Source organism: Rugamonas sp. GW822-FHT03B10, assembly GCF_058801745.1.
Window position 1 is genome coordinate 317,041 of record NZ_JBXANP010000006.1, and the last position, 21,882, is coordinate 338,922.

22 protein-coding genes, 2 tRNA genes, 2 pseudogenes and 1 riboswitch are annotated in these 21,882 nt (G+C 62.2%); of the genes and pseudogenes, 11 read left to right on the top strand and 15 right to left on the bottom strand.

Features of this window, described 5'->3' with window-relative positions; all coding sequences use genetic code 11:
* Nucleotides 1–2: 2 nt before the first annotated feature.
* Nucleotides 3–767 (bottom strand): fused MFS/spermidine synthase, encoded by a 765-nt coding sequence (locus tag AC1RQG_RS12985; RefSeq protein ID WP_493131903.1) that lies wholly within the window; start codon nucleotides 765–767, stop codon nucleotides 3–5.
* A 108-nt stretch (nucleotides 768–875) separates the two neighbouring features.
* Nucleotides 876–1,625: pseudogene (locus AC1RQG_RS12990) on the bottom strand (YoaK family protein); the annotation flags it as partial.
* A gap of 148 nt (nucleotides 1,626–1,773) precedes the next feature.
* On the opposite strand from AC1RQG_RS12990, the gene AC1RQG_RS12995 reads away from it, so the two are divergent.
* Nucleotides 1,774–1,968: a ribbon-helix-helix protein, CopG family gene (locus AC1RQG_RS12995; protein WP_182160189.1), complete on the top strand. Its 195-nt coding sequence runs from the start codon at nucleotides 1,774–1,776 to the stop codon at nucleotides 1,966–1,968.
* A gap of 114 nt (nucleotides 1,969–2,082) precedes the next feature.
* On the opposite strand, the gene AC1RQG_RS13000 is transcribed toward AC1RQG_RS12995, so the two are convergent.
* The 10 genes from AC1RQG_RS13000 to glyA form a co-directional block, all read right to left on the bottom strand.
* Nucleotides 2,083–2,706: a riboflavin synthase gene (locus AC1RQG_RS13000; RefSeq protein WP_182160190.1), complete on the bottom strand. Its 624-nt coding sequence runs from the start codon at nucleotides 2,704–2,706 to the stop codon at nucleotides 2,083–2,085.
* A gap of 12 nt (nucleotides 2,707–2,718) precedes the next feature.
* Nucleotides 2,719–3,816, bottom strand: coding sequence for a bifunctional diaminohydroxyphosphoribosylaminopyrimidine deaminase/5-amino-6-(5-phosphoribosylamino)uracil reductase RibD (gene ribD, locus AC1RQG_RS13005; protein WP_493131906.1), 1,098 nt, complete (start codon nucleotides 3,814–3,816; stop codon nucleotides 2,719–2,721).
* A gap of 32 nt (nucleotides 3,817–3,848) precedes the next feature.
* Entirely contained in the window at nucleotides 3,849–4,613 is a 765-nt protein-coding gene (locus AC1RQG_RS13010; protein WP_493131908.1) for a GspH/FimT family protein, read from the bottom strand.
* On the bottom strand, nucleotides 4,610–5,059 hold the full coding sequence (locus AC1RQG_RS13015; protein ID WP_493131910.1) for a type IV pilin protein: 450 nt from the start codon (nucleotides 5,057–5,059) through the stop codon (nucleotides 4,610–4,612). The genes AC1RQG_RS13010 and AC1RQG_RS13015 overlap by 4 nt, the downstream gene beginning before the upstream one ends.
* 64 nt (nucleotides 5,060–5,123) lie before the next feature.
* Nucleotides 5,124–7,328, bottom strand: a complete 2,205-nt coding sequence (locus tag AC1RQG_RS13020; protein ID WP_493131912.1) for a pilus assembly protein — start codon at nucleotides 7,326–7,328, stop codon at nucleotides 5,124–5,126.
* 15 nt (nucleotides 7,329–7,343) lie between these two features.
* Entirely contained in the window at nucleotides 7,344–8,075 is a 732-nt protein-coding gene (locus tag AC1RQG_RS13025; protein ID WP_493131914.1) for a pilus assembly PilX family protein, read from the bottom strand.
* A complete protein-coding gene (locus AC1RQG_RS13030; protein WP_493131916.1) occupies nucleotides 8,075–9,004 on the bottom strand; it encodes a PilW family protein in 930 nt (309 codons plus the stop codon). Before AC1RQG_RS13030 ends, AC1RQG_RS13025 begins: the two co-directional genes overlap by 1 nt.
* 26 nt (nucleotides 9,005–9,030) lie before the next feature.
* A complete protein-coding gene (gene pilV / locus AC1RQG_RS13035; RefSeq protein ID WP_493131918.1) occupies nucleotides 9,031–9,600 on the bottom strand; it encodes a type IV pilus modification protein PilV in 570 nt (189 codons plus the stop codon).
* 130 nt (nucleotides 9,601–9,730) lie between these two features.
* Nucleotides 9,731–10,201 carry a transcriptional regulator NrdR gene (nrdR, locus tag AC1RQG_RS13040; RefSeq protein ID WP_493131920.1) on the bottom strand — a complete coding sequence of 157 codons (471 nt, stop codon included), beginning with the start codon at nucleotides 10,199–10,201 and terminating at the stop codon, nucleotides 9,731–9,733.
* A gap of 75 nt (nucleotides 10,202–10,276) precedes the next feature.
* Nucleotides 10,277–11,524 (bottom strand): serine hydroxymethyltransferase, encoded by a 1,248-nt coding sequence (glyA, locus tag AC1RQG_RS13045; RefSeq protein WP_493131922.1) that lies wholly within the window; start codon nucleotides 11,522–11,524, stop codon nucleotides 10,277–10,279.
* A 98-nt stretch (nucleotides 11,525–11,622) separates the two neighbouring features.
* Nucleotides 11,623–11,758: riboswitch (ZMP/ZTP riboswitch) on the bottom strand.
* A gap of 166 nt (nucleotides 11,759–11,924) precedes the next feature.
* Here glyA and AC1RQG_RS13050 point away from each other — a divergent pair.
* The 10 genes from AC1RQG_RS13050 (at nucleotide 11,925) to AC1RQG_RS13095 (ending at nucleotide 18,424) form a co-directional block, all read left to right on the top strand.
* The gene (locus tag AC1RQG_RS13050; RefSeq protein WP_493131924.1) at nucleotides 11,925–12,674 is read left to right on the top strand and encodes an SDR family oxidoreductase; all 750 of its coding nucleotides are present in this window, start codon (nucleotides 11,925–11,927) and stop codon (nucleotides 12,672–12,674) included.
* 253 nt (nucleotides 12,675–12,927) lie between these two features.
* The gene (ybgC, locus tag AC1RQG_RS13055) at nucleotides 12,928–13,338 is read left to right on the top strand and encodes a tol-pal system-associated acyl-CoA thioesterase (RefSeq protein WP_493131926.1); all 411 of its coding nucleotides are present in this window, start codon (nucleotides 12,928–12,930) and stop codon (nucleotides 13,336–13,338) included.
* A gap of 24 nt (nucleotides 13,339–13,362) precedes the next feature.
* Nucleotides 13,363–14,052, top strand: a complete 690-nt coding sequence (gene tolQ, locus AC1RQG_RS13060) for a protein TolQ (protein ID WP_182157132.1) — start codon at nucleotides 13,363–13,365, stop codon at nucleotides 14,050–14,052.
* 16 nt (nucleotides 14,053–14,068) lie between these two features.
* The gene (locus AC1RQG_RS13065) at nucleotides 14,069–14,506 is read left to right on the top strand and encodes an ExbD/TolR family protein (protein ID WP_493131928.1); all 438 of its coding nucleotides are present in this window, start codon (nucleotides 14,069–14,071) and stop codon (nucleotides 14,504–14,506) included.
* A gap of 8 nt (nucleotides 14,507–14,514) precedes the next feature.
* Nucleotides 14,515–15,447: a cell envelope integrity protein TolA gene (tolA, locus tag AC1RQG_RS13070; RefSeq protein WP_493131930.1), complete on the top strand. Its 933-nt coding sequence runs from the start codon at nucleotides 14,515–14,517 to the stop codon at nucleotides 15,445–15,447.
* A 2-nt stretch (nucleotides 15,448–15,449) separates the two neighbouring features.
* Nucleotides 15,450–16,715 carry a Tol-Pal system beta propeller repeat protein TolB gene (gene tolB, locus AC1RQG_RS13075; RefSeq protein WP_493131932.1) on the top strand — a complete coding sequence of 422 codons (1,266 nt, stop codon included), beginning with the start codon at nucleotides 15,450–15,452 and terminating at the stop codon, nucleotides 16,713–16,715.
* 30 nt (nucleotides 16,716–16,745) lie between these two features.
* The gene (pal, locus tag AC1RQG_RS13080; protein ID WP_493131934.1) at nucleotides 16,746–17,270 is read left to right on the top strand and encodes a peptidoglycan-associated lipoprotein Pal; all 525 of its coding nucleotides are present in this window, start codon (nucleotides 16,746–16,748) and stop codon (nucleotides 17,268–17,270) included.
* Between the two features lie 107 nt (nucleotides 17,271–17,377).
* Complete coding sequence (gene ybgF / locus AC1RQG_RS13085) at nucleotides 17,378–18,133, top strand: tol-pal system protein YbgF (RefSeq protein WP_493131935.1); 756 nt, start codon at nucleotides 17,378–17,380, stop codon at nucleotides 18,131–18,133.
* A 111-nt stretch (nucleotides 18,134–18,244) separates the two neighbouring features.
* A tRNA-Lys gene (locus tag AC1RQG_RS13090) sits at nucleotides 18,245–18,320 on the top strand.
* A 28-nt stretch (nucleotides 18,321–18,348) separates the two neighbouring features.
* Nucleotides 18,349–18,424: transfer RNA gene (locus AC1RQG_RS13095), tRNA-Lys, on the top strand.
* Nucleotides 18,425–18,793: 369 nt separating this feature from the next.
* Here the strand turns inward: AC1RQG_RS13095 and AC1RQG_RS13100 are convergent.
* The 3 genes and pseudogenes from AC1RQG_RS13100 to AC1RQG_RS13110 form a co-directional block, all read right to left on the bottom strand.
* A complete protein-coding gene (locus AC1RQG_RS13100) occupies nucleotides 18,794–19,684 on the bottom strand; it encodes an HNH endonuclease signature motif containing protein (protein ID WP_493131937.1) in 891 nt (296 codons plus the stop codon).
* Nucleotides 19,681–21,357 (bottom strand): AAA family ATPase, encoded by a 1,677-nt coding sequence (locus tag AC1RQG_RS13105; protein ID WP_493131939.1) that lies wholly within the window; start codon nucleotides 21,355–21,357, stop codon nucleotides 19,681–19,683. Before AC1RQG_RS13105 ends, AC1RQG_RS13100 begins: the two co-directional genes overlap by 4 nt.
* A 134-nt stretch (nucleotides 21,358–21,491) precedes the next feature.
* Nucleotides 21,492–21,809 (bottom strand): annotated as a pseudogene (locus tag AC1RQG_RS13110) (AAA family ATPase); the annotation flags it as partial.
* Nucleotides 21,810–21,882 lie beyond the last annotated feature (73 nt).

A 21,882-nucleotide genomic window follows, 5' to 3' on the forward strand; every position in this document is an offset into this window, starting at 1 on the left:
CCTCAGCCGCGCCGGCCGGCCCATGCCACCACCGCGCGCGCCAGCCGCCGGTTCAACGGCGCGCTCAGGCCGCGCGTGGCCGCCACCAGCCGCCGCACCAGCACCGCACGGCCCGGCGACCACGGCCGCGAAGAAGCCGGCGCCTTGACCGCGAACTTGACGCGGTTGCCATACGACATACCCCGGAAGCCGCACACGCGGCCATCGAACGCGTCGCGCAGCCGGCGCAGCACGCCGGGGAGATCGCGGTCGTTCGCATGCAGGTTGGCCACCAGCACCCCGCCCGGCCGCAAGGCCCGCCAGCAACTGGCGTAAAACGCCGCGCTGCCCAGCGCCGGCGGCATGCCGTTGACATCGTAGCCATCGACGATCAGCACGTCGAATTGCGCTTGATGGACGGCGATCACGTCCACCGCGTCGGCATGCAGGACGCGGAAGCGGGGGCCGTCCGGCGGCACCGCGAACTGGTCGCGCACGGCGATCACCTCCGCGTCGAGTTCCACCACCGTCACATCGGCCTCGGGCAAGTGGCGATGGCAAAACTTGGCCAGCGAGCCGCCGCCCAGCCCCACCATGAGGATGTGGCGCGGCCGCGGCAGGAACAACAGGAAGCACATCATGGCGCGCGTGTAGGCCAGCGTCAGCGCATGCGGGCGCGACAGCAACATCTTGCTCTGGATGGCGCCATCGCCAAACAGCAGGGAACGGGTATCGCCATCGGTCAGGACGATGGGCTTGCGGCGGGGCGGGACGGCAGGGTCGGACATGGAAGGCGGAGCGCGGGCGCGATGCGGTTGTCAAATCAAATTACTACAGCATTATAATGAAATTACCCTGCCGCCCGCCGTTTTGCCACCTCAGGCGTGTTTGCGGAAGCGCCGCCAGCGCACCACCACGTCGTCCATCACCGGGATGATGGCCAGCGCCAGCAACAGCGCCGACAGCGGCACGGTGGAGGCGAAACCGACATGCTTGAAGCCCAGCGCGCCGACCACGCCGCCCACGAAGAACATGCTCAACAGCGCGATGAGCAGCTTGAGCCGGTCGCGGTTGGCCAACACCTTGGGCTGGGCCGTATGGTCATGCTCCATGTTCCAGTAGACCAGTTTGCCCAGCTCGATGCCCAGGTCCGTCACCAGGCCGGTGACGTGGGTGGTGCGGATCTCGGATTTGGAAATCTTGGTGATGATGGCGTTCTGCAGCCCCATGATGTAGCACAGCAGCATGACGGTGACCGGCACGAACAGCCCCATGCGCAGCGACAGGTTGGCGCCGAGCAGACCGAAGCACAGCAGCAGGGCCGCCTCCAGCAGCAGCGACAGCGCGTACTCGCTGTGCAAATGCTGGCGCCGGGCCCAGTTGATCAGTATGGCGGAACTGGCCGCGCCGGACAGGAAGGAGACGATGGCGCCCAGCCCCGACAGGGCCAGCGTCACATTGCCCATCGCCAGATCGTCGGCCATCGACGACACCACGCCCGTCATGTGGGAAGTGTAGCGGCGCACGGCCAGGAAGCCCCCCGCGTTGGTGGCGCCCGCGACGAAAGTCAGCACCAGGCCCAGCAGTTGGTTCGCCTCGGTGGTGCGCTTTCTGCCGGACAGGCGGCGGAGAAACAGGATGGCCATAATGCTATCGCCTCAAAAAACATGCACACTTGATGCACATGATATTAACATCTAACCAGAGTAATGCGGGCTGATCCGCCCATTTCAAGAGCAGGTCGCCATTACAATTCGATTACAATGCTGATTTTGACTCGCCAACCTCCGCGCCATGGAAACCAAATCCGCCCGCCTGACGATATTGATCGACCCAGTGAAGAAGAAAGCGTTTGAAGAATTATGCGCCGCGCAAGACCTGACCCCATCGCAAGTGGTGCGCCAGCTGATCCGTGGCTACCTGGACAAGCACGGCGTGTCCTACGCCACCAAGAGCAAAATCAAGGGCGCCCTCGTCAGCGACGACTGAGCCCGCGGAGCGCACCGCGCAAAAACAAATGGGGACGTAACACATTCGATATTGTGTTACGTCCCCATTTGTTTGGGAAGCCGGGCGCGTGCTCGCCCGGTGTCCGGTGCGCCGTTATTTGAGCGACAGCATGCGCTCGACGTAGCGCGCGATCAGGTCGACTTCGAGGTTGACCTTGGCGCCCGGTTTCAGGTGCTTGAGCGTGGTCATGGCGATCGTGTGCGGGATCAGGTTGATCGAGAACTGGCACACCAGCTGCTCGCCGCTGCCGATGTCGGTCACGCGGTTGACCGTCAACGACACGCCGTTGACGACGATGGAACCTTTGAACGCCAGGTATTTGGCCAGATCGTGCGGCGCTTCGATCACCAGTTCCCACGATTCGCCCACGGCTTCGAACTTGCGCACCACGCCCAGGCCGTCGACGTGACCCGACACCAGATGGCCGCCCAGCCGCTCGGCCAATGTGAGCGCCTTTTCCAGGTTCACTTCCGTGGTCGTGTCCAGGCCAACGGTGCAGTTCAGGCTTTCGCGCGACACGTCGACCACGAAGCTGTCATTGGTCTTTTCCACCACCGTCATGCAGGCGCCGTTGATGGCGATCGAGTCGCCCAGGGCCACATCGGCCAGCGGCAGGCCGCCCGCGTTGACGTGCAGGCGCACGCCCGCCTCCAGGCCGCCAGCCAGCGGCTGCACGGATTCAATTTTGCCGATGGCGGCGACGATTCCAGTAAACATGCGATACCAATCTTAAAGTGGGTTGAATCTGGCAAGGATACGCAAATCGGCGCCGATCTGCTTCACCTCGTGAAATTTGAGCGTGTGCTTGCGCGACAGGTCCGTCAGCGCCGGCAAGGCGAACATGCCTTGCGCGTCGCCCAGCAGCACGGGCGCCAAGTAGACCAGCAACTCGTCCACGCAGCCTTCCCGTATCAGCGAGCCATTGAGCTTGCCGCCTGCCTCCACGTGCAATTCGTTGATCTGGCGCCGGCCCAGCTCGCGCATCAGCTCGGGCAAGTCGACCTTGCCGGCCGCGTTGGGCAGCACGATGATCTCGGCGCCGGCCGCGCGCAACGCCGCCTCCTTCTCCGGATCGGACACGGCGGCCACGATCCAGGTGCCGCCGCCTTCCAGCACGCGCGCCTTGGGATCGATGTCGAGCTTGCTGTCGACGACAATGCGGCGCGGCTGGCGCGGCGTCTCCACGGCGCGCACGTTGAGCTGGGGATCGTCGGCCTTGACGGTGCCGATGCCGGTCAGGATCGCGCACGCGCGCGCGCGCCACGCGTGGCCGTCGGCGCGCGCCTCCGGCCCCGTGATCCACTGGCTCTGGCCGTTGTGCAGGGCCGTCATGCCATCGAGGCTGGCGGCCGACTTCATGCGCACCCACGGCAGGCCGCGCCGCATGCGCGAGAAGAAGCCGATATTCATTTCATGGGCCGCGTCGGCCAGCACGCCGGACGAGACGGCGATGCCGGCCGCCGCCAGCTTGGCCAGGCCCTGCCCCGCCACCAGCGGGTTCGGGTCTTCCATGGCTGCCACCACGCGGCCCAGACCGGCGCGCACCAGCGCGTCGGAACACGGCGGCGTGCGACCGTGGTGGTTGCACGGCTCCAGCGTGACATAGGCGGTGGCGCCGCGCACATCGTGGCCGCGCGCCTGGGCGTCCTTGAGGGCCTGGATTTCGGCGTGGTCGAAACCGGCCGCCTGGGTCACGCCCGCGCCGATCACGTGGCCTTCGCGCACGATCACGCACCCGATGCGCGGATTGGGCGAGGTGGTGTACATGCCTTTGGCGGCCCATTCCAGGGCCAGCGTCATGCCATCGAGGTCGTTGCGTATTTCCATATTCTTCCCGGCGCCGGCGCAGCGCCGGGAGCCTAGTCCGCCTCGGCCGCCGCCGTGCAGCCCACCGGTTGCACCAGCGGATCGCATACGCGCATCCGGCCCAGCATGTTGATCTTGATATGGCGCGCCTGCCGCCCTTGCAGCAGCGACAGCGTGCCCCAGTGCGCGACCAGGCTATTGCCCGCGCTGCAACTGCGTCCTGCAGCATTATAAGCAAGGTAGAGCGGGACCGCACCGGATGAGAACGCCGACCGGATCACGATATCGCCCGATAAGGCCTCCTGCCGGGTCAGCACCTGCTCGGCGCCGTCGGGGCGCGCGTTGCCATTGGCGTCGATGAACACCACCCAGCCGCGCCGCCAGTCGGCCCCGCCCGGTTCCAGCGGCGCCAGCGTGACGATGCGGCCACGCGCGATGGCCTGCGAGCGGGTCAGGTCGATGGCGCTGCACAGGTCGTTGACGGCAGCGCGCAGACGCGCCGCCGCCAACAACTGTCCCAGCCCCGGCGCGGCGATGCCAGCCAGGACGCCGACCAGCGCCAGCACCACCAGCGCTTCGACCAGACTGAACGCGCGAAACCTGAAGCCGGGCCGGCGCGCCGCGCCACGACGCCGCGCACCGTGTCCGCCGTGTTCGCCGTATCCGCCGTATCCGCCGTATCCGCCGTGTTCGCCGTGTTCGCCGTGTTCGCCGTGTTCGCCGTGTTCGCCGTGTTTGCCGTGTTTGCCGTGTTCACCGTGTTTGCCGTGTTCGCCGTGTTCGCCGCACTCACCGCATTCGCCAGCTCCGCCGCTCATGGCCAGCAGTGGGCGCCCGGCCCGGAGGCGAGACGCAAGCCGGTGCTGGTCAGCGTCAACTCCTGGCAGTCGTCGTCATGGAAGTTGACGTCCACCATGCTGGTGCCCGGCCGGGCGACCAGCCGCACACATTGGCTGATCAACTCGCCCTCGCACGGCTTGCCTTCCACCTCGTAGGCGCTGGTGCTGGCTTTGCTGCCGCTCCACCAGCGAAACAGCATGGCTTCCGGGTCCGTGCTGCTGGACGAGAACGCGATGTAGCTGTTGTACTGCGAATAGTAGCGCTCCTGCTGCTGCATCAACCGCATTAGCGCCGCCTCCCCTTCGTTGCGCCGCACACGGATCACGTAACGTTGCAGGCTGGGATAAGCCTGCGCCGCCAGCACCCCGAAGATCACCACCGTGATCAAAGCTTCCACCAGGCTGAAACCGCCGATACGTGCCATCTTCGCCTCCCCTCCCATTTTCATGCCCATTCCCTGACGCCCTTTGTCCAGGTCCTTGGCCGCGCTAACGCCGCGCCGCCGCATGCAACTCGCGCCAGTTCACCACCTCGCGCCAACTGAGGCGTCCGGACGATGCCGCCATGCTGATGGCGCCGGCCAGACGGACAGGGGTCGCGCCGACAGCGCCGAATATCGCGATGGCAACCGCCCGGTTGGCGCCCGATGCAGTCGGCGGCGTGGTGATGACTGGCGCCGTTGCGTCCGCCACTGCCACCGGCGGCAGACGCAACACGACGGGGCGCACGGCATAGTCCGGCGCGAGGCGTGCGGTCACGCGGCTATCGTCCATGCTGACGGCCGCCGTCATCAACATCGACGGCAAGCCCGTCAGAACATCGAGCGCATAACTGCGGCTACGCGTGGCGTCGCAAGGCGTCCGGCCCGGCAACACGGTGTTGAACACTAGGTTTCCATTTGTCAGGACCCCACTGTCGAGGCTACGCTCACCTGTGGCGCCGCTGTGCAGAAAATCGACATACCAACCCTTGCTGTTGGCAGGCAGGTCGGCGCCCACCAGCGTCAGGGCGGCTGCGTCGTCGGCGCCGCTGAGCACGCGCGGCGTCAGTTCGCCACGGCCAGACACCAGTTGCGGCGGATCGGCCAGCGTGTCGAGGATGGCGTAATACGATTGCGGCGCGTCATGCGAGGACAGCCGGTCTGCCGCTTCCACCATGCGCCCCGTGCCGAACAGGATCAGGTAGCCGCCGCCCGTCGCGTACGCCAGCCGGGGCTGTTGCGCGATCGCTTGCCGCGCACCGCCTGCGTCGCGCGCCACGAACAGCGGCGTTGTCGCCGGACCCGGTCCCACCGCGCCCGGCCATGGCGCGTTGCCCGTCAGGTCGAAGCGCCACAGATTACCCTGCAGATCGCCGGCATAGGCGTAGCGCAGCACGCCATCCGCGTCCACTGCAAGCGCGGGCGCACTCAGCCCGTTCGCGCGCGCCGGGTCCGAAATCGGGGTGACGAGGCGGTAGTAGTTGTCGTTGCGCCGCCACGGTTGCGACGGCGGTTTATCCAGCGCCAGCAGGAACAGTGCGCCATTGCCGCTGGCGCTGGCGTGGCCGTCAGCCGCGTAGTTGTCAAGGCCGCTGGCGACGACGGCCATGTCGCGCCACACGGCCGTCGCGCCGCTACCGCGCATGTGCACGCGCGCAATCTGCGGGCGGGTGGTCACGTTGCCCATCATGGGATCGTCGCGGTCCGTGAATTCCCACAGCGCGCCGGACGCGTCGAAGTGCAGCGGGTCGGTCACGTCGAGCGCGAACACGCCTTGCGCGCCACCGCCCATGGCCGACACCAGCACCGTTTTCCACGTGCCGCTCGCCTCAGCCTCGCCCGCACTGGCCGGCCCATCGACGTAAGCGGTATGGACATAGGCGGGACTGGTCAGGCGGCCCAGCGTGCCGAACAACGCATCGGGCACATAGGCGAACAATTCGGTACCGTCCGCCGCATCAAACGCATGCAACATGCCATCGTTGGCGCCGAGGTAGACGGCGGGACGGCGCGCCCGGCTGCGCGCGTAGAAATCGGCATACGTGGCGCCCCGCTCCACCGCCGGGGCCGCGCCCACGTAGACGGGCGTACTGTTGACGGCGTCGCCCAGCACGCTGCCGCGGCGGCGGAAGATGCCGCCCTCCCGGGCACGTTCGCCGCGCAGGTAATCGAGCCGTTGCGGCCCCAGGCCGTCGCGCCGGCCACGCGCGCCGGGCGATGGCGCCCGGTCGAGCATGGCACGTTGCGCGCCGCTGATGGCATCCCATGTGAATGGCACGTTGGTCAAGGTGCCATCGGGCTGCACGATGGCCGTGTAGATATTGCGCGCGGGTGGCGCGGGCCGGGGTGGGCGCCCGGCCGCGCCGGTGAGGATGGCGCCCGCGTCCCACAATGGTGCCGACGCCGCCATGCTACCGGCGTCGCTTGCCTGCACGGGATAGCGTTCAAAGTGTCCGCTCCAGTCGGCGCGTCTGTAGACGGCCTGGAACACGGCCGACGTTGTGGTATCTGCGCCAGCAGCGGCGCTGCCCGGCAGCACCAGCGGCGCGCCACGCACGGGCGGGCCGCCATCGGCCGCGACGCAGCCCGCCAGCAGCGGTTCACTGGCGATGTCCAGCGCCGGCGGCGTGGCACGGGCCCGCGTGGCTGGACAGACGATCAGCCACACCATCAACAACACGCGTAGCCATGCGGGGGACGCAGCGTTGGTCATTCGTTCGCCTCCGTCTCAATCGGCCCGGCGATAGACCGACTGCAACACCACTTCCGTCTCGGGATTGGCGCCAAAGCCGATTGCCGTCACGCGGTAGCAGTTGCCGCCGGGTGCGCCCACTTCGTCGCCGGGCTGATGGCAAGGGATGCGCTCGATCAGATAGCGGGGGCGGCGGAATGGCAGGAAGCCAGTGCCAGTCTGCATGGACGCCCCGCTGAAGGCGCCGTATTGCACGGTGTGGCCGCCGCCGTCCTCCGACCCGCGCAGGTCCGCCGCCTGCCATGCCGGCGCCGCCGCACTTGCCGCATGCGCGCACAGGCCGAGGTTGACCGGCCCAGTTCCGCAGCCGTCAACAAAGCCCAGTCCCGCGTCGGTGCCGGATGGCGCGCCGCTAAACAGCGCACTGCGCGCGCTCCACGAACCGGCGCCGGCACCTGCGCCACCCGTGCCTGCCCCATCAGCTTCGGCGCCGCCGCCATCGTGCCCCGCCGGGGCGGACACCGTCCGGGCCACATCGCGTTCTCCGTCCATAAGCGCATCCTCCGCTGCTTGAAACGCCACCTGCCTGTCCCGCCCCGCCCGCGCGGCCTGCTCGCCTTGCAGCGCCATGCGGGCCGCCGACGCGCCGACCAGCATCACGGCGATCAGGATCAACATCGTCACCAACAGCGTCACGCCGCGTTGCCGGCTGTCGCCTGCGCGTGCCCGTGTGTGCGCTCGCACGCGCGCGCGTGTGCCTGTGTTCATCACACGCTCCGATTGCGCAACTGGAACAAGGCAACGAATAGCCGTCGTGCGCGCTGTCGTTGCGCTGGCGGCATGGTCTGCTCGGCCACCCGCACGCCGGGATCGTCGCCCGCATGCGCGTCCGCATAGGCCGCGCCGAACAAGTCGTAGACGAGCGGCGCGCCATCGGGCCGCGTGTGCACATCGCCACGCAACAGCAATGCGACCCTAACGGTACGCACGCGCTTCCAGTACGTCTTGCGGTTCAGGTCGCGCCGCTGCTCGTCCGGTGTGGCGCCTGCCAGCGCGAGGCTGGCATCAAGCGCGTTGACAGCGCTGGCGTGCAGATAGGTATCGGGCACGCCATCGGGCGGCATGTCGAGGTCGACGCCATACAGCACCTGGAAACTGTCGACGCCGCGCACGATGGCGTCCGCGCCCCAGCCGCTGGCGCTGCGGTATTTGCAACGCAACTCCGGTTCGCCCCCGCCATCGTTGGCGACATAGAAGATGCTCCAGCCGCGCGCGTTGGCGGCATGACTGTCGGCCACACCAAAGCCGGCGCAGTTGACGGCGGAACCGTCTCCGTTGGCCGTGCCGCCCGATCCGCCAAACCGCAACGCCAGCACATCGCTGCCATTGGCGACCGGCGCCAGCGGATGTTCGATGCCGTCGCTACCGCGCATCAGGCTGCGCGCATCGAGCCCGCCGATGGCGGCGCTGGCCGCGGCGTCATAAGCTGCCGGCGCCATGTCGCCATCCCAGTTCACGTAGGCGCTCTGACGCACGGCCTGGCCGATGATGTCCAGCGCGTAGTGGCCGCCGTCGTTGAGCCACACGTTCTCGCTGTGCATACGGTAAGCGCCGTTGGCCAGCACCAGCATCGCACAGGCCAGCAGCACCACCAGCATACCGAGCGCCGTCGCCACCATGACTTCGGCCAGCGCCACGCCACCGTGCCTTGGCGCGCGCGGCCTCATGGCGCGAGGCCCACGGTGACGGCCACGCCGGGTGCGAACTCGCCTTCCGCATCGCGATCGGCCGTGCCGTCCGGATGCTTGCCGCGCCAGCCCACCTTCACCACCAGAGGCGCACTGGCGCCACCCGTGCACCGCCAGCGCAAGCGGCCGCCCTGCCACAGGGCCGCGTCGCGGCACACCAGCGCGCGCCCGGCCGGCAAGCTGGCGCGCACTTGCTGCTTGATTTCGTACAGATCGAACTGGGCCAACTGGCTGCGGTCGCAATGGGCATCGAGCGCGTAGCACAGCGGCGTTGGCGGTGCGGGCGATGGCTCGGCCACCGCGTCGTAGTTGAAGGACAGATAGGGATTGGCCGCGTCGGGCAGCGGCGGCGTGCCGCTGTTGGCGCGCATGCGCTCGGCCAGGCTGTTGGCCAGGTGCAGCGATTGGGTGAGCAAGGCCGATTGATGGCGCGTGCGCAACGCCGCCAGTTGCATGGCCGTGCCGCAAATGATGCCCAGCGCCAGCACCAGCAAGGCCACCATGATTTCCAGCATGGTAAAGCCGCGTGATCGTATCCATCGCATGCCGCACCTCCGTCCTCGCGGGCCGCCGATCTTGGCGGCTGAGGATGAAGTTAGCAGCGCACGCGCTTCAATGCATGAGGTGCGTCAACCGTGCGCCAAAGGGCGCTGACGGCGGGAAACGGCGAACGTGTCAGCCCTTGCGGGGCTTGCGTTCCTGGCCCACCTCGGCGATGGCGTCCTGGAATTCTTCCAGGTCTTCGAAATTCTTGTAGACGGAGGCGAAACGGATATAGGCGATCTTGTCGAGCCGCTTGAGCTCCTGCATCACCAGTTCGCCGATGTAGACGGAATCGACTTCGCGCTGGCCGCTGGTGAGCAGCTTTTCCTCGATCGACTGCACCGCCGTATCCACGGCCTCGGCCGCGACGGGGCGCTTGCGCAGGGCCAGCATCAGGCTGCCGCGCAGCTTGGCGGCCGAATACTCGGTGCGGCTGCCGTTCTTCTTGACCACGAACGGCATCACCAGCTCGATCCGCTCATACGTGGTAAATCGTTTATCACATTTGACGCAGCGCCGGCGCCGACGAATGGCGTCGCCCTCCTCCGATACGCGGGTATCGAGGACTTGAGTCTCTTCATGCTGACAGAATGGACATTTCATGTGGTCGGCGGCTTCGCTTGCGATTGGGGTGACAGGACGCCGGCCGGAGCCGGCGTCCTGCTGATACTACACCTGTCAGGCGGCGTACACGGGGAACGCGTCGGCCAGCAGCTTCACTTCGGCCTTCACGCGCTCGATGGTGGCGGCGTCATGCGGGTTGTCCAGCACGTCGGCGATCAGGTGGGCGACCTTTTCCGCTTCCGCTTCCTTGAAACCACGGGTGGTCATGGCCGGGCTGCCCAGACGGATGCCGGAAGTCACGAATGGCTTCTGCGGATCGTTCGGGATGCCGTTCTTGTTGGTGGTGATGTGGGCCGAACCGAGGATGGCTTCCGCTTCCTTGCCGGTCAGGTTCTTGGCGCGCAGGTCCACCAGCATCACGTGCGACTCGGTGCCGCCGGAGACGATGCGCAGGCCGCGTGCGATCAGGGTCTTGGCCATCACGTCGGCGTTCTTCACCACTTGCTGCTGGTAGGTCTTGAACTCGGGCGCCAGCGCTTCCTTGAAGGCGACGGCCTTGCCGGCGATCACGTGCATCAGCGGGCCGCCCTGGATGCCGGGGAAGATGGCCGAGTTGATGATCTTCTCGTGCTCGGCCTTCATCAGGATGATGCCGCCGCGCGGGCCGCGCAGCGATTTGTGCGTGGTCGAGGTGACGAAGTCGGCGTGCGGCACGGGGTTCGGGTACAGGCCGGCGGCGATCAGGCCCGCGTAGTGGGCCATGTCGACCATGAAGTAAGCGCCCACGGCCTTGGCCACGGCGGCGAAACGTTCGAAGTCGATCTTTTTCGAGAACGCCGATGCGCCGGCGATGATCAGCTTGGGCTTGTGCTCCTTGGCCAGCGCTTCCATGGCGTCGTAGTCGATGTCCTCGGCGGCGGTCAGGCCGTAGGACACGACGTTGAACCATTTGCCGGACATGTTCAGCGGCATGCCGTGGGTCAGGTGGCCGCCTTCGGCCAGCGACATGCCCATGATGGTGTCGCCCGGCTTCAGCACGGCGAAGAACACGCCCTGGTTGGCCTGCGAGCCCGAGTTCGGCTGCACGTTGGCCGCTTCGGCGCCGAACAGTTGCTTGACGCGGTCGATGGCCAGTTGCTCGACCACATCGACGTATTCGCAGCCGCCGTAGTAGCGCTTGCCTGGATAGCCTTCGGCGTATTTGTTGGTCAGTTGCGAGCCCTGGGCTTGCATCACGGCTGGCGAGGTGTAGTTTTCCGAGGCGATCAGCTCGATGTGGTCGTGCTGGCGCTTGTTTTCGTTCTGGATGGCGCCGAACAGCTCAGGGTCAACGTTGGCGAGGGTGTGATCTTTTGCGAACATGAAAAAACTCCAATCAATATGAGTAACTTGTTTCTGGCAGGTTGGATCGAATGAGGGAAGCCGATAGCGGAAAGACAGCCTCATTGTGCTTACCATCGGTGGGCTGCCCAGGCGAACGGCTATTGAAATCTCACGTTCCCCGGTGGATGCCCACCTTTCGCCAACGGACCAACCCGCCTGCCGGGTGCCCGGCCTGGGGATCATCGCAGCTTTTCGCCAGTTACGTGAGACGTAATGGAAGGCAAATTGTAAGTTAAAGGCAGGAATTGGGCAAGGAAAATGTTATCTAATTAACAATCAAGATGTCATTTTCCGGGCCTGAAACGCGGTTAATCTGAACCGGCGTGCATTTCGGCTACAATTTTGGCCTATCCTCCCCTTCCACCCACAAGGACAGAACATGATCGTATTCATCACGGGCGCGACGGCCGGCTTCGGCGCCGCCATGGCCCGCACCTTCGCCGGCCACGGCCACCGCGTCATCATCAGCGGCCGCCGGGTCGAACGCCTGCAGGCCCTGGCCAGCGAACTGGGCGCGGCCGCCCTGCCCGTCGAGCTGGACGTGACGGACCAGGCCTCGATCACCGCCGCCCTGGCCGCCCTGCCGGCCGACTGGCAGCCGATCGACGTGCTGATCAACAACGCCGGCCTGGCGCTGGGCACCACGCCGGCCCACGAATCGTCGCTGGCCGACTGGAACACCATGATCGCCACCAACTGCGCCGGCCTGGTGGCCATGACGCGCGCCGTCCTGCCGTCCATGGTGGCGCGCGGCACGGGCACCGTGATCAACATCGGCTCCACGGCCGGTTCCTACCCTTATCCGGGCGGCAACGTGTACGGCGCCACCAAGGCCTTCGTGGAACAGTTCACGCTCAACCTGCGCGCCGACCTGGTGGGCACCGGCGTGCGCGCCACCAACCTGGCGCCCGGCCTGTGCGGCGGCACCGAGTTCTCCAACGTGCGCATGAAGGGCGACGACGCGGCCGCCGCCAAGGTCTACGAGGGCACCACGCCGCTGACGGCCGACGACATCGCCAACACGGCGTACTGGATCGCCACGCTGCCGCCGCATGTCAATATCAACAACATCGAGATCATGCCGACCTGCCAGGGCTTCGGCCCGTTCGCCATCAAACGCACGGTCTGAAAGCCCGGTTTTCTTAGATAATTTAAGTAAACCACCGGCAAAAGTTGCCAAAACCGGATAAAAACGTAAGCGGTTGTTACAAGGCTTGGCATTTTGCCCGCCGTCAGCTTAACTGCTGGCGGCGCAACTTTACGCGCCGGGATGACGGAAACGACAAAATGGACGGCGATTCCACGAAAATCGACCGCCCGCCACAATCCCGACAACAAAGTCGCGTAAAATGTTGCTCAATCTCACTAGTAGTAAATCCAACATGTCTGCAGAGTTCACCTGGAATGTCCGCGTCTATTACGAAGACACGGACGCCGGCGGTATTGTCTATTATGCAAATTACCTGAAATTCTATGAACGCGCCCGCACCGAATGGCTGCGCGCCATCGACGTGGGCCAGCACGCGCTGCTGCAGCAACATGACGCCATGTTCGTCGTCAAGAGCGTCAGCGCCGAGTACCACGCGCCGGCCAAGCTCGACGACGTACTAAAATTGACGCTCAGGATAGAAAAAATGGGCCGCGCCTCCATCCTGTTTGAACAACAAGTCTGGTGCGGCGAGCAGTTGCTCAACACGGCCCACGTCAAGGTGGGCTGTGTCGATTCCGCGCTGCGTCCGCGCGCCGTGCCACCCGAAGTCGCCGCCCGCATGCGCGGCGTCATGCCATCCTGAAGCTACCACCCAGACTGTAAGCCCATGAACGTCACCCAAGACCTGTCCTTCCTGTCCCTCATCACCAACGCCCACCTGATCGTGCAGCTGATCATGGCGCTGCTGTTCGGCATTTCGCTGACCAGCTGGACCTACATCTTCCGCAAGATGTACGCCGTGCGCGCCGCGCGCCGCCAGACCATCGAATTCGAGAAGACCTTCTGGGCCGGCGGCAACCTGCACGCGCTGCACCAGAACGCCGGCAAGGACCGCGCCAACAGCGGCGCGCTGGCCCGCATCTTCGAGGCCGGCATGGGCGAGTTCATCAAGGGCAAGGCCTCGTATGGCACCCGCGACGCGCTCGACGTGGGCGCCGTGCTCGACGGCGCGCGCCGCGCCATGCGCGCCGCCTTCCAGCGCGAGATGGACGCGCTCGAATCGCACCTGGCCTTCCTGGCCTCGGTCGGCTCGGTGTCGCCCTACATCGGCCTGCTGGGCACCGTGTGGGGCATCATGAACGCCTTCCGCGGCCTGGCCAACGTGCAGCAGGCCACGCTGGCCGCCGTCGCGCCCGGCATCGCCGAGGCGCTGATCGCCACCGCCATCGGCCTGTTCGCCGCCATCCCGGCCGTGGTCGCCTACAACCGTTTTTCGCACGACATCGACCGCCTGGCGATCCGCTTCGAGAGCTTCGTGGAAGAATTCTCGAACATCCTGCAACGGCAGTCGCGTTAATTAAGGCAGCACCATCATGGCCTCCTCTTTCAACAGCAGCATGCGCGGCGGCCGTGGCCGCAAGCTCAAGTCCGAGATCAACGTCGTGCCCTACATCGACGTGATGCTGGTGCTGCTCATCATCTTCATGGTGATGCCGTCGTCCAACAACCCGAGCGTGGTCAACCTGCCCAACGCGGAAAAGACCACCCGCCCGCCCGATGATTACATCCAGGTCGTGATCAAGCCCAATGGCGCGCTGTCGATCGGCGTGCAGGGCAAGGACCCGGACGCGCCCGAGACGGCGCCCAACCGCGAGGCGCTGGTGCGCAAGTTGCGCACGCTGCATGACGCCCATCCCGACTTCCCCGTGCTGATCGCCGGCGACAAGGACAGCAAGTACGACGACGTGATCCAGCTGATTTCGGAAGCGAAGAAGATGGGCATCAACCGCGTGGGCCTGGCAACCAAGTAATGCAGAACATGAAGCAAGCAACGGCCAGCGGCCCGTACAAGGTACCCAAGGAGCATGACGGCTTGCGCTCGCTGGGCATGGCCGTGGCCATGCACGCGGTGCTGATCCTGTTCCTGTGGGTGGGTGTGCACTGGCAAAGCAACGAGCCGGTGGCCGTCGAGGCCGAGGTGTGGGACATGAAGGTGCAGGAGGCCGCCCCGCCTGCCCCGCCCGCGCCCGAGGTGGAGCCGGAACCGGCGCCGGCCGTGAAGCCGCCGCCCACGCCCGTCGCGCCGCCCGATGAAGTCAAGCCCGAGCCCAAGGCGCCGGACATCGCGCTCGAACGTCTGAAAGCCAAGCGCAAGGCCGAGCAGGAAAGACAGGAAGCGCTGCAGAAGGAACGCATCAAGCAGGAAGAACTGAAGCTGGAGAAGTTCAAGCAGGAGAAGGCCAAGTTGGACAAGGAAAAGGCCGACCTGAAGAAGAAGCAGGAAGAACAGAAGGCCAAGGACGAGCAGGAAAAGAAAGAGAAGAAGGAACAAGCCGAGAAGAAACTGAAGGCGGACAAGGAAGCCAAGGCCAAGCAGGACAAGGCCGCCGCCGACGCCCGCGCGGCCGAGATGCGCCGCATCACGGGCGCCGTGGGCGCCGGCACCAGCGGCACGGCCGCCAAGTCCACCGGCCCGCGTTCGGACGGCGGCTACGAGGCGGCCATCCGTGGCAAGATCAAGGGCAACCTGGTCTACAGCGGCACGGACGACACCCTGAAGGCGTCGTTCCACATCTCGCAGCTGCCCACCGGCGAAATCATCTCGGTGCGCAAGAACAAGGGCAGCGGCAACGCCGCCTACGACACGGCGGTGGAGAACGCGATCTGGAAATCGTCGCCGCTGCCGAAGAAAAAAGATGGTACGGTGGTGCGTGACTTCGACACCGATTTCAATATGAAGGATTTACATTGACCATGAAAAAACTGACCCATTGCGTCATCTACGCCGGCCTGGCCATCGCCGCCGGCGCCGCGCACGCCCAGATGCGGATCGAGATTTCCGGCGTGGGCAGCAACCAGATCCCGGTGGCCGTGGCCACCTTCGCCGACGAGAACGTGGCGCCGCAGCAGATGTCGACCATCATCAAGGCCGACCTCGAACGCAGCGGCGCGTTCAAGGTGATCGACGCGGGCACCATCAACGACGTCAACAACGTCGACTACAGCGCCTGGAAGGCGCGCGGCGCCGACGCGCTGGTGGTGGGCACGGTGCAGCAGCTGGCCGACGGCCGCTACGACGTGCGCTACAAGCTGCTCGACACCATCAAGGCCAACAAGCTGTCGCAGCTGGACCAGGCCACCCCGCCCCAGTTCACGCGCCTGGCGGCCCACAAGATCGCCGACGACATCTTCCTGAAACTGACGGGCGTGCGCGGCGCGTTCTCGACCCGCATCGCCTACGTGACCCAGGAAGGCCGCAGCTACCGGCTGGAAGTGGCCGACGCCGACGGCGAAGGCGTGCAGCTGGCGCTGCGCTCGAACGAGCCCATCATCTCGCCGGCCTGGTCGCCGGACGGCACCAAGGTCGCGTATGTCTCGTTCGAGCAACGCAAGCCCGTGGTCTACGTGCAGAACCTGATCACGCGCGCGCGCACCGTGGTGGCCAATGAGAAAGGCAGCAACTCGGCGCCGGCCTGGTCGCCGGACGGCAGCAAGCTGGCCGTGGCCCTGTCGCGCGACGGCCACACCCAGGTCTACACCGTCAACGCCGACGGCAGCGGCCTGCGCCGCATCTCCAACAGCGCCGGCATCGACACGGAACCGAAATGGTCGGCCGACGGCCAGAGCATCTACTTCACCAGCGACCGCAGCGGCGGCCCGCAGATCTACCGCATGAGCCCTGGCGGCGGCGACGCCCAGCGCGTCACCTTCGGCGGCAGCTACAACATCAGCCCGCGCATCTCGCCCGACGGCAAGACGCTGGCCTACATCTCTCGCCGCGACGGCAACTTCCAGCTGTACGTGCTGGACCTGGCCTCGGGCCAGGAGCAGCGCCTGTCCGACACCACCAGCGACGAGGCGCCCAGCTTCGCGCCCAACGGCAAGTACATCATGTACGCCACCGAATCGGGCCGGCGCAAGTCGCTGGCCGTGGTTTCGGTCGACGGCCGTGTCAAACAACGCCTGACCACACAGGCGGGCAATATCAAGGAGCCCACCTGGGGTCCTTTCATGCAGTAAAATCATTCCTTTACAACCAGGAGAGTCAACATGCGTAAACTCAGCAGCTTAGCCTTCGTCCTCACCTCCGCAGCGATTCTGTCCGCCTGCAGCACCCCGGTCAAACTGTCCGAGCCTGCACCTGTGGTCGAGAGCAAGCCGGCACCGGCACCGGCCGCCGACACCCGTACCGTCGCCCCAGTGGAAACCAAATCGATCGATCCGCTGGACGATCCCAAGGGCGTGCTGGCTAACCGCAGCGTCTACTTCGACTTCGACAGCTACGTCGTGCGCGCCGACGGCAAGCCAGTGGTGGAAAACCACGCCGGCTACCTGACCAAGAACAAGCAGCGCAACATCCTGATCCAAGGCAACACCGACGAACGCGGCGGCGCCGAGTACAACCTGGCCCTGGGCCAGAAGCGCGCCGAAGCCGTGCGCAAGGCCATGAACGCGCTGGGCGTGCCCGAGTCGCAGATGGAAGCCGTGTCGCTGGGCAAGGAAAAGCCTAAGGCCGAAGGCCACGACGAAGCCGCATGGGCGCAAAACCGCCGTGCCGACATCGTCTACAAGTAATCAAAATGCTGTCTGACCTGAACGGGTCACAGGCATAATACGGGGCGGCGCGCAGACTACTGTGCCCGCCCCGTTTCCATTTGTCCGCCCGAATTGAAAGCGCCCCCATGATCAAACCCACCAAATCCAGCCTGGCCGCCGCGCTGCTGGCAGCGTTCGCCTTCCTGCCCCTGCACGCCGGCGCTGGCGTGTTCGACGACGACGAAGCGCGCAAAGCCATCCTGGACCTGCGCACCAAGGTCGACGCGTTGTCGCACGACCTGAACGCACGCATCGACACCAAGTCCGACAAATCGAGCACGCTGGACCTGGTCAGCCAGAACGAGCTGACGATGCAGGAGATCGCCAAGCTGCGCGGCCAGATCGAAGTGCTGGCCAACGAACTGGCCAACGCCCAGAAACGCCAGAAGGACTTCTACGTCGATCTCGACACGCGCCTGCGCAAGCTCGAACCGCATGAAGTGACCATCGACGGCAAGGCGGCGCAGGTCGATCCCAACGAGCAGAAGTCGTACGAGACGGCCATGCAGTTGTTCAAGTCCGGCGACTACAAGACGGCCGGCGCGGCCCTGAGCGAATTCGTGCACCGCTACCCGGAATCGGGCTACGCGGCCAACGCCCAATACTGGCTGGGCAACGCCTACTACGCCCAGCGCGACTGCAAGAACGCCATCGCCGCCCAGCAGGTGGTGCTCAAGTCGTATCCGGACAGCCCCAAGGCGGCCGACGCCATGCTCAACATCGCGAGCTGCCAGACCGAGCTCAAGGAAAAGGCGGCCAAGAAGACGCTGCAGGACCTGATCAAGCAATACCCGGACTCCAGCGCGGCCGCCACGGCCAAGGAACGGCTGAAGGGCAAGTAAGCACGGACGGGGGGATGGCCGCCCTGCCCTCGCATGGTGGCGCATCAACATAAAAGTCCGCGAGGCATTTGACAGGAGCGCTGGCGTTCCCTATAATCTTGCTTCTTTCGGGGGTCGTTAGCTCAGCTGGTAGAGCAGCGGACTTTTAATCCGTTGGTCGCAGGTTCGAATCCCGCACGGCCTACCACTCGAAAGAAGCCAAGGTTTATACCTTTGGGTCGTTAGCTCAGCTGGTAGAGCAGCGGACTTTTAATCCGTTGGTCGCAGGTTCGAATCCCGCACGGCCTACCAAGAATTATCAAGGAAGCCCACGAATTTCGGTTCGTGGGCTTTTTTGTTTCTGGTCCATTTCTGGTCCCGTCATACTTATGGGATGGTGTACATCGCCCCTCGGGGGATACAGGGGCGGGAATTGAAACCGGCACACAATAGCCCTGCTCTTTCCTGCTATAGAAGCCCGTACACTTCACAGACACGTGGCAGAGTCCCGTCCCCTAAGGACCCGCCAAGCAGCGATGAACACGCGTGACGCTGCTCGGAGAGCTGCACACAGTTCAACCTAAATCTAGGGGCACGTTGCCCCATCCCTAATTGACCATAGATTCGCAAGGTCACTACGGATGGAGAAGAACCCAGGGCAATCCCTAAGGACTGTATCACTTAGTCATTTTGCATGTCATCAAGAATTTCTTGCGCGATTGGAAGGACTTGAGCAAATCCACCATCAATAAATTCATCACTGCCCGCTAACGCAGACAGCAATGTCGGACGCCAGTGATTCCGATAGAAGGCAGTCTCTTCCACCTTAGCCTGTGCATTAAGAAATTTGCGAACCGATTTTTTGTCTCGATTAACATAACTCAAATGCAACGCCACTGTATGACTGGTTATATATGTATTTACCTCATCCTGGTATCGTGCATTCAGCTTCAAATTTCTTATCTGGTCCGAAAGACGCTTTGAATATCCATCAGGCATCAGACTATGGTCCTGAATTTCGAAATTCACATGCAGAGCACATCCCTGCAGGGTCACAACCGCTTTCAAAAAATTAATATCTGGCAATGTATCAAAGTAAGCGTGCAGATAGGCTATCTCTCCCTGACTTTGGTCGCCAAACCCCGCTAATTTTGTACTATTACATAAATGGCATACAGGAATGAGGTTTCTTACATATATCGATAGCGGAGAAAATATAGATCTAGGAAGATGATGATCAAGTTCTGTCACTGGATCAATACCGCAAATTGGACACAGAGGGACATTTGCAAACAAAGTTTTCCTGATCGAATATAATTTCCTTCTTTCCTGTGTCTTATCATATGCATCATATATAGCTTGACGTAAATCTTTCGCCAATGCGCTCCCTTTTAGGGTATCACTTGCGCTTCCCTTGTTCTTGTCATATTTGTCATAAATTTCCATTACATCAGAAATTTCACTATCCGAAATATTTCTACCTAGAATCTGCTTCTTATACTTATAAGTAGTAATTGATTTCTTAAGATGTTTATCAACATCATCGCGTGAAGGCAGCGGCAAATTCTTCATTGATTTCTTGCTTTACTGATGAATTTGGAGTGGATAAATGCACGAGCTTGTGCACTCAGACCTTTCGGAAAGGCAGACTCGATATCCTCTATAGATTCGCACCCCTTAACTAAAAGATCTAATATCTTATGGTAATCCGTGCTTGAAGCTGTTAATCCAAAACTGTCGTATGTAATAGCTCCCACATTTTCACCAAAGGTCTCCAAGTCTGGGGTTCTTATTTCCAGATTATCCGCAACACGCCTGATATACCGCACATGCTGCGATAGAGTCTCCTGTAACAACACTGGAGAATGAGTTGCGACCACACAAAATGCATTTTGCTCGGACAACACGAGCCTTACGGAATGCATGAGCGCAGCCATTAATGGTGGATGCAAATGGGTTTCCGGCTCATCGAATAAGATCAAAGATCTCGGTTTTGCATTTGCCACCAAGGAAGCAACGACATGCAGAGCGATTTTATGTCCCGTGCTCCAAGTTAGAAATAGTTTTGCTGCCTGTGCTGGCTCCGCATCTAGTAAATCTTCAACTTGTGCATTCAGCTCTGTGAATGATGGATCCCCCAACAGCGGTCCGAGCGCTGCAGAGAAGAGAGCTTTTAAATCTGACTTTCTAATGTGACTGACCAAACGACCAAATTCTTTCGCTAGAGCGTCGATCGATTTTAAACACGTAGAGGTCCGTCTATCGACATTGGAGTTTGAATCATGTTGCAGTGCCGTATCAGCGTCGATTTTCTCGGCCGCCGAAATGTCCTCGCGTGCCTCGGCCACAATATCTCGTAGGCCACAAAATACAAAGCGCCCGGTCCCATTCTCTATATCTTCTGCAATTTGAGACAAATCCCGTGAAGCTAGCCCCGGAACCACAAAACTGTCAAATGCACTATACGAAATAGTTATCACTCGCATAAACCCTATAGATTGTGGCTCCAGCGAGCCCAACGACTCTATTTCCTTGGTTTTTCGTTCTTGCGGCGACGCAAAAGCCACCCGCGCAAGACGGGAGAGCAGAGTACTCTTACCAGATCCATTCCTTCCAACCAACACGACAATACGATCTGGCAATAACGTTTTCTTCCGGCTGGGTCCAATTTTTCGATATGGCCCGTCATAGTCATCTGGCTCTGGCGAGCTAAAATTGAAATTTATCACCTCTGCTTTTCTATTCGTCTTAAACCCGAATTCAGCATCAATATCCGGAAGTGCCGAAAAACTTCCCGCGTACAAAATTCCGGCATCTCGCAAAAATCCTGGCCAGTCGTGATTATCTCGAAATAAAGATACTTCCCATCCTTCTTCATTTTCGAACTTCTCGACCAATTCAGGATTGGCAACAACATCATTTAACGCACTTATAATCTTCTTTCGATGGTTTAATGGAATTTCATTCAACCTCTGGTAATAGTCAAGTGAAGTTCCAACAGAGGCGTATTCCGGACCAAGCCGCTCAAATGGCTCGGTCACCAAAGAGTAATCTTTTTTAGTTTGCCCCACCTTCAATATTTTCACACCACCAATAAACGTAACATCCGTTTCTTCGGGTCCATGTTTATAGTACAAGTGATATAACGTCATGTAACTATAGTCGTTCCAATTATCGACTTGTAATGCGAACGTTGATTTCATTCGCTTTACAAACTTTGAAGAAGGGGGAAATATTTCAATCATAATTTCTCAAGAATTCCATAAGTAAATCTAATCTAACTAAATTGATATCTACTGCTCGTTAGCGAGATAGTTTATTCGCCGATCACACCCTCTTGTACAACTTCATCTACTGTCCTAGCCAACTTCGCAATTGGTTATGCAACTCGTTCAGGCTCACCAATACTCTTTAGCAATGCATTGTACTGAACTGAGTCAGCTTCGTAGATTTTGTCCAAGACATAATTTGCGACCTTAGCAATCTCAGGAATCTCTACTGGCTTGAACCCTCTGTCTGGTACAGCCTCCAAATGAGAAAACTCGTTATTGAGACGGTTTACTAACGCAATCGCTGTACCCTCTTCCTCCCCGAAGAATTTCTTTATACGCTCAAAGGCGTCGTTTTTATCATCATGGTAGGGGAATTTAAAGAACAAGAAAGCCTCAAGAAACTTGCGCAGATTGTTCCCAATGAATCGCCACGAGTTTGCTAGACACTCGCGAGCCGTTGGAAGTACCGCTTTTCATATTCGACCGGCGACAAGTCAT

What these genes read in the sequence shown, in the direction of transcription:
- AC1RQG_RS12985 (WP_493131903.1), bottom strand. Translation starts at nt 767, where the DNA reads ATGTCCGACCCTGCCGTCCCGCCCCGCCGCAAGCCCATCGTCCTGACC.
- AC1RQG_RS12995 (WP_182160189.1), top strand. Translation starts at nt 1,774, where the DNA reads ATGGAAACCAAATCCGCCCGCCTGACGATATTGATCGACCCAGTGAAG.
- AC1RQG_RS13000 (WP_182160190.1), bottom strand. Translation starts at nt 2,706, where the DNA reads ATGTTTACTGGAATCGTCGCCGCCATCGGCAAAATTGAATCCGTGCAG.
- ribD (WP_493131906.1), bottom strand. Translation starts at nt 3,816, where the DNA reads ATGGAAATACGCAACGACCTCGATGGCATGACGCTGGCCCTGGAATGG.
- AC1RQG_RS13010 (WP_493131908.1), bottom strand. Translation starts at nt 4,613, where the DNA reads ATGAGCGGCGGAGCTGGCGAATGCGGTGAGTGCGGCGAACACGGCGAA.
- AC1RQG_RS13015 (WP_493131910.1), bottom strand. Translation starts at nt 5,059, where the DNA reads ATGGCACGTATCGGCGGTTTCAGCCTGGTGGAAGCTTTGATCACGGTG.
- AC1RQG_RS13020 (WP_493131912.1), bottom strand. Translation starts at nt 7,328, where the DNA reads ATGACCAACGCTGCGTCCCCCGCATGGCTACGCGTGTTGTTGATGGTG.
- AC1RQG_RS13025 (WP_493131914.1), bottom strand. Translation starts at nt 8,075, where the DNA reads ATGAACACAGGCACACGCGCGCGCGTGCGAGCGCACACACGGGCACGC.
- pilV (WP_493131918.1), bottom strand. Translation starts at nt 9,600, where the DNA reads ATGCGATGGATACGATCACGCGGCTTTACCATGCTGGAAATCATGGTG.
- nrdR (WP_493131920.1), bottom strand. Translation starts at nt 10,201, where the DNA reads ATGAAATGTCCATTCTGTCAGCATGAAGAGACTCAAGTCCTCGATACC.
- glyA (WP_493131922.1), bottom strand. Translation starts at nt 11,524, where the DNA reads ATGTTCGCAAAAGATCACACCCTCGCCAACGTTGACCCTGAGCTGTTC.
- AC1RQG_RS13050 (WP_493131924.1), top strand. Translation starts at nt 11,925, where the DNA reads ATGATCGTATTCATCACGGGCGCGACGGCCGGCTTCGGCGCCGCCATG.
- ybgC (WP_493131926.1), top strand. Translation starts at nt 12,928, where the DNA reads ATGTCTGCAGAGTTCACCTGGAATGTCCGCGTCTATTACGAAGACACG.
- tolQ (WP_182157132.1), top strand. Translation starts at nt 13,363, where the DNA reads ATGAACGTCACCCAAGACCTGTCCTTCCTGTCCCTCATCACCAACGCC.
- AC1RQG_RS13065 (WP_493131928.1), top strand. Translation starts at nt 14,069, where the DNA reads ATGGCCTCCTCTTTCAACAGCAGCATGCGCGGCGGCCGTGGCCGCAAG.
- tolA (WP_493131930.1), top strand. Translation starts at nt 14,515, where the DNA reads ATGAAGCAAGCAACGGCCAGCGGCCCGTACAAGGTACCCAAGGAGCAT.
- tolB (WP_493131932.1), top strand. Translation starts at nt 15,450, where the DNA reads ATGAAAAAACTGACCCATTGCGTCATCTACGCCGGCCTGGCCATCGCC.
- pal (WP_493131934.1), top strand. Translation starts at nt 16,746, where the DNA reads ATGCGTAAACTCAGCAGCTTAGCCTTCGTCCTCACCTCCGCAGCGATT.
- ybgF (WP_493131935.1), top strand. Translation starts at nt 17,378, where the DNA reads ATGATCAAACCCACCAAATCCAGCCTGGCCGCCGCGCTGCTGGCAGCG.
- AC1RQG_RS13100 (WP_493131937.1), bottom strand. Translation starts at nt 19,684, where the DNA reads ATGAAGAATTTGCCGCTGCCTTCACGCGATGATGTTGATAAACATCTT.
- AC1RQG_RS13105 (WP_493131939.1), bottom strand. Translation starts at nt 21,357, where the DNA reads ATGATTGAAATATTTCCCCCTTCTTCAAAGTTTGTAAAGCGAATGAAA.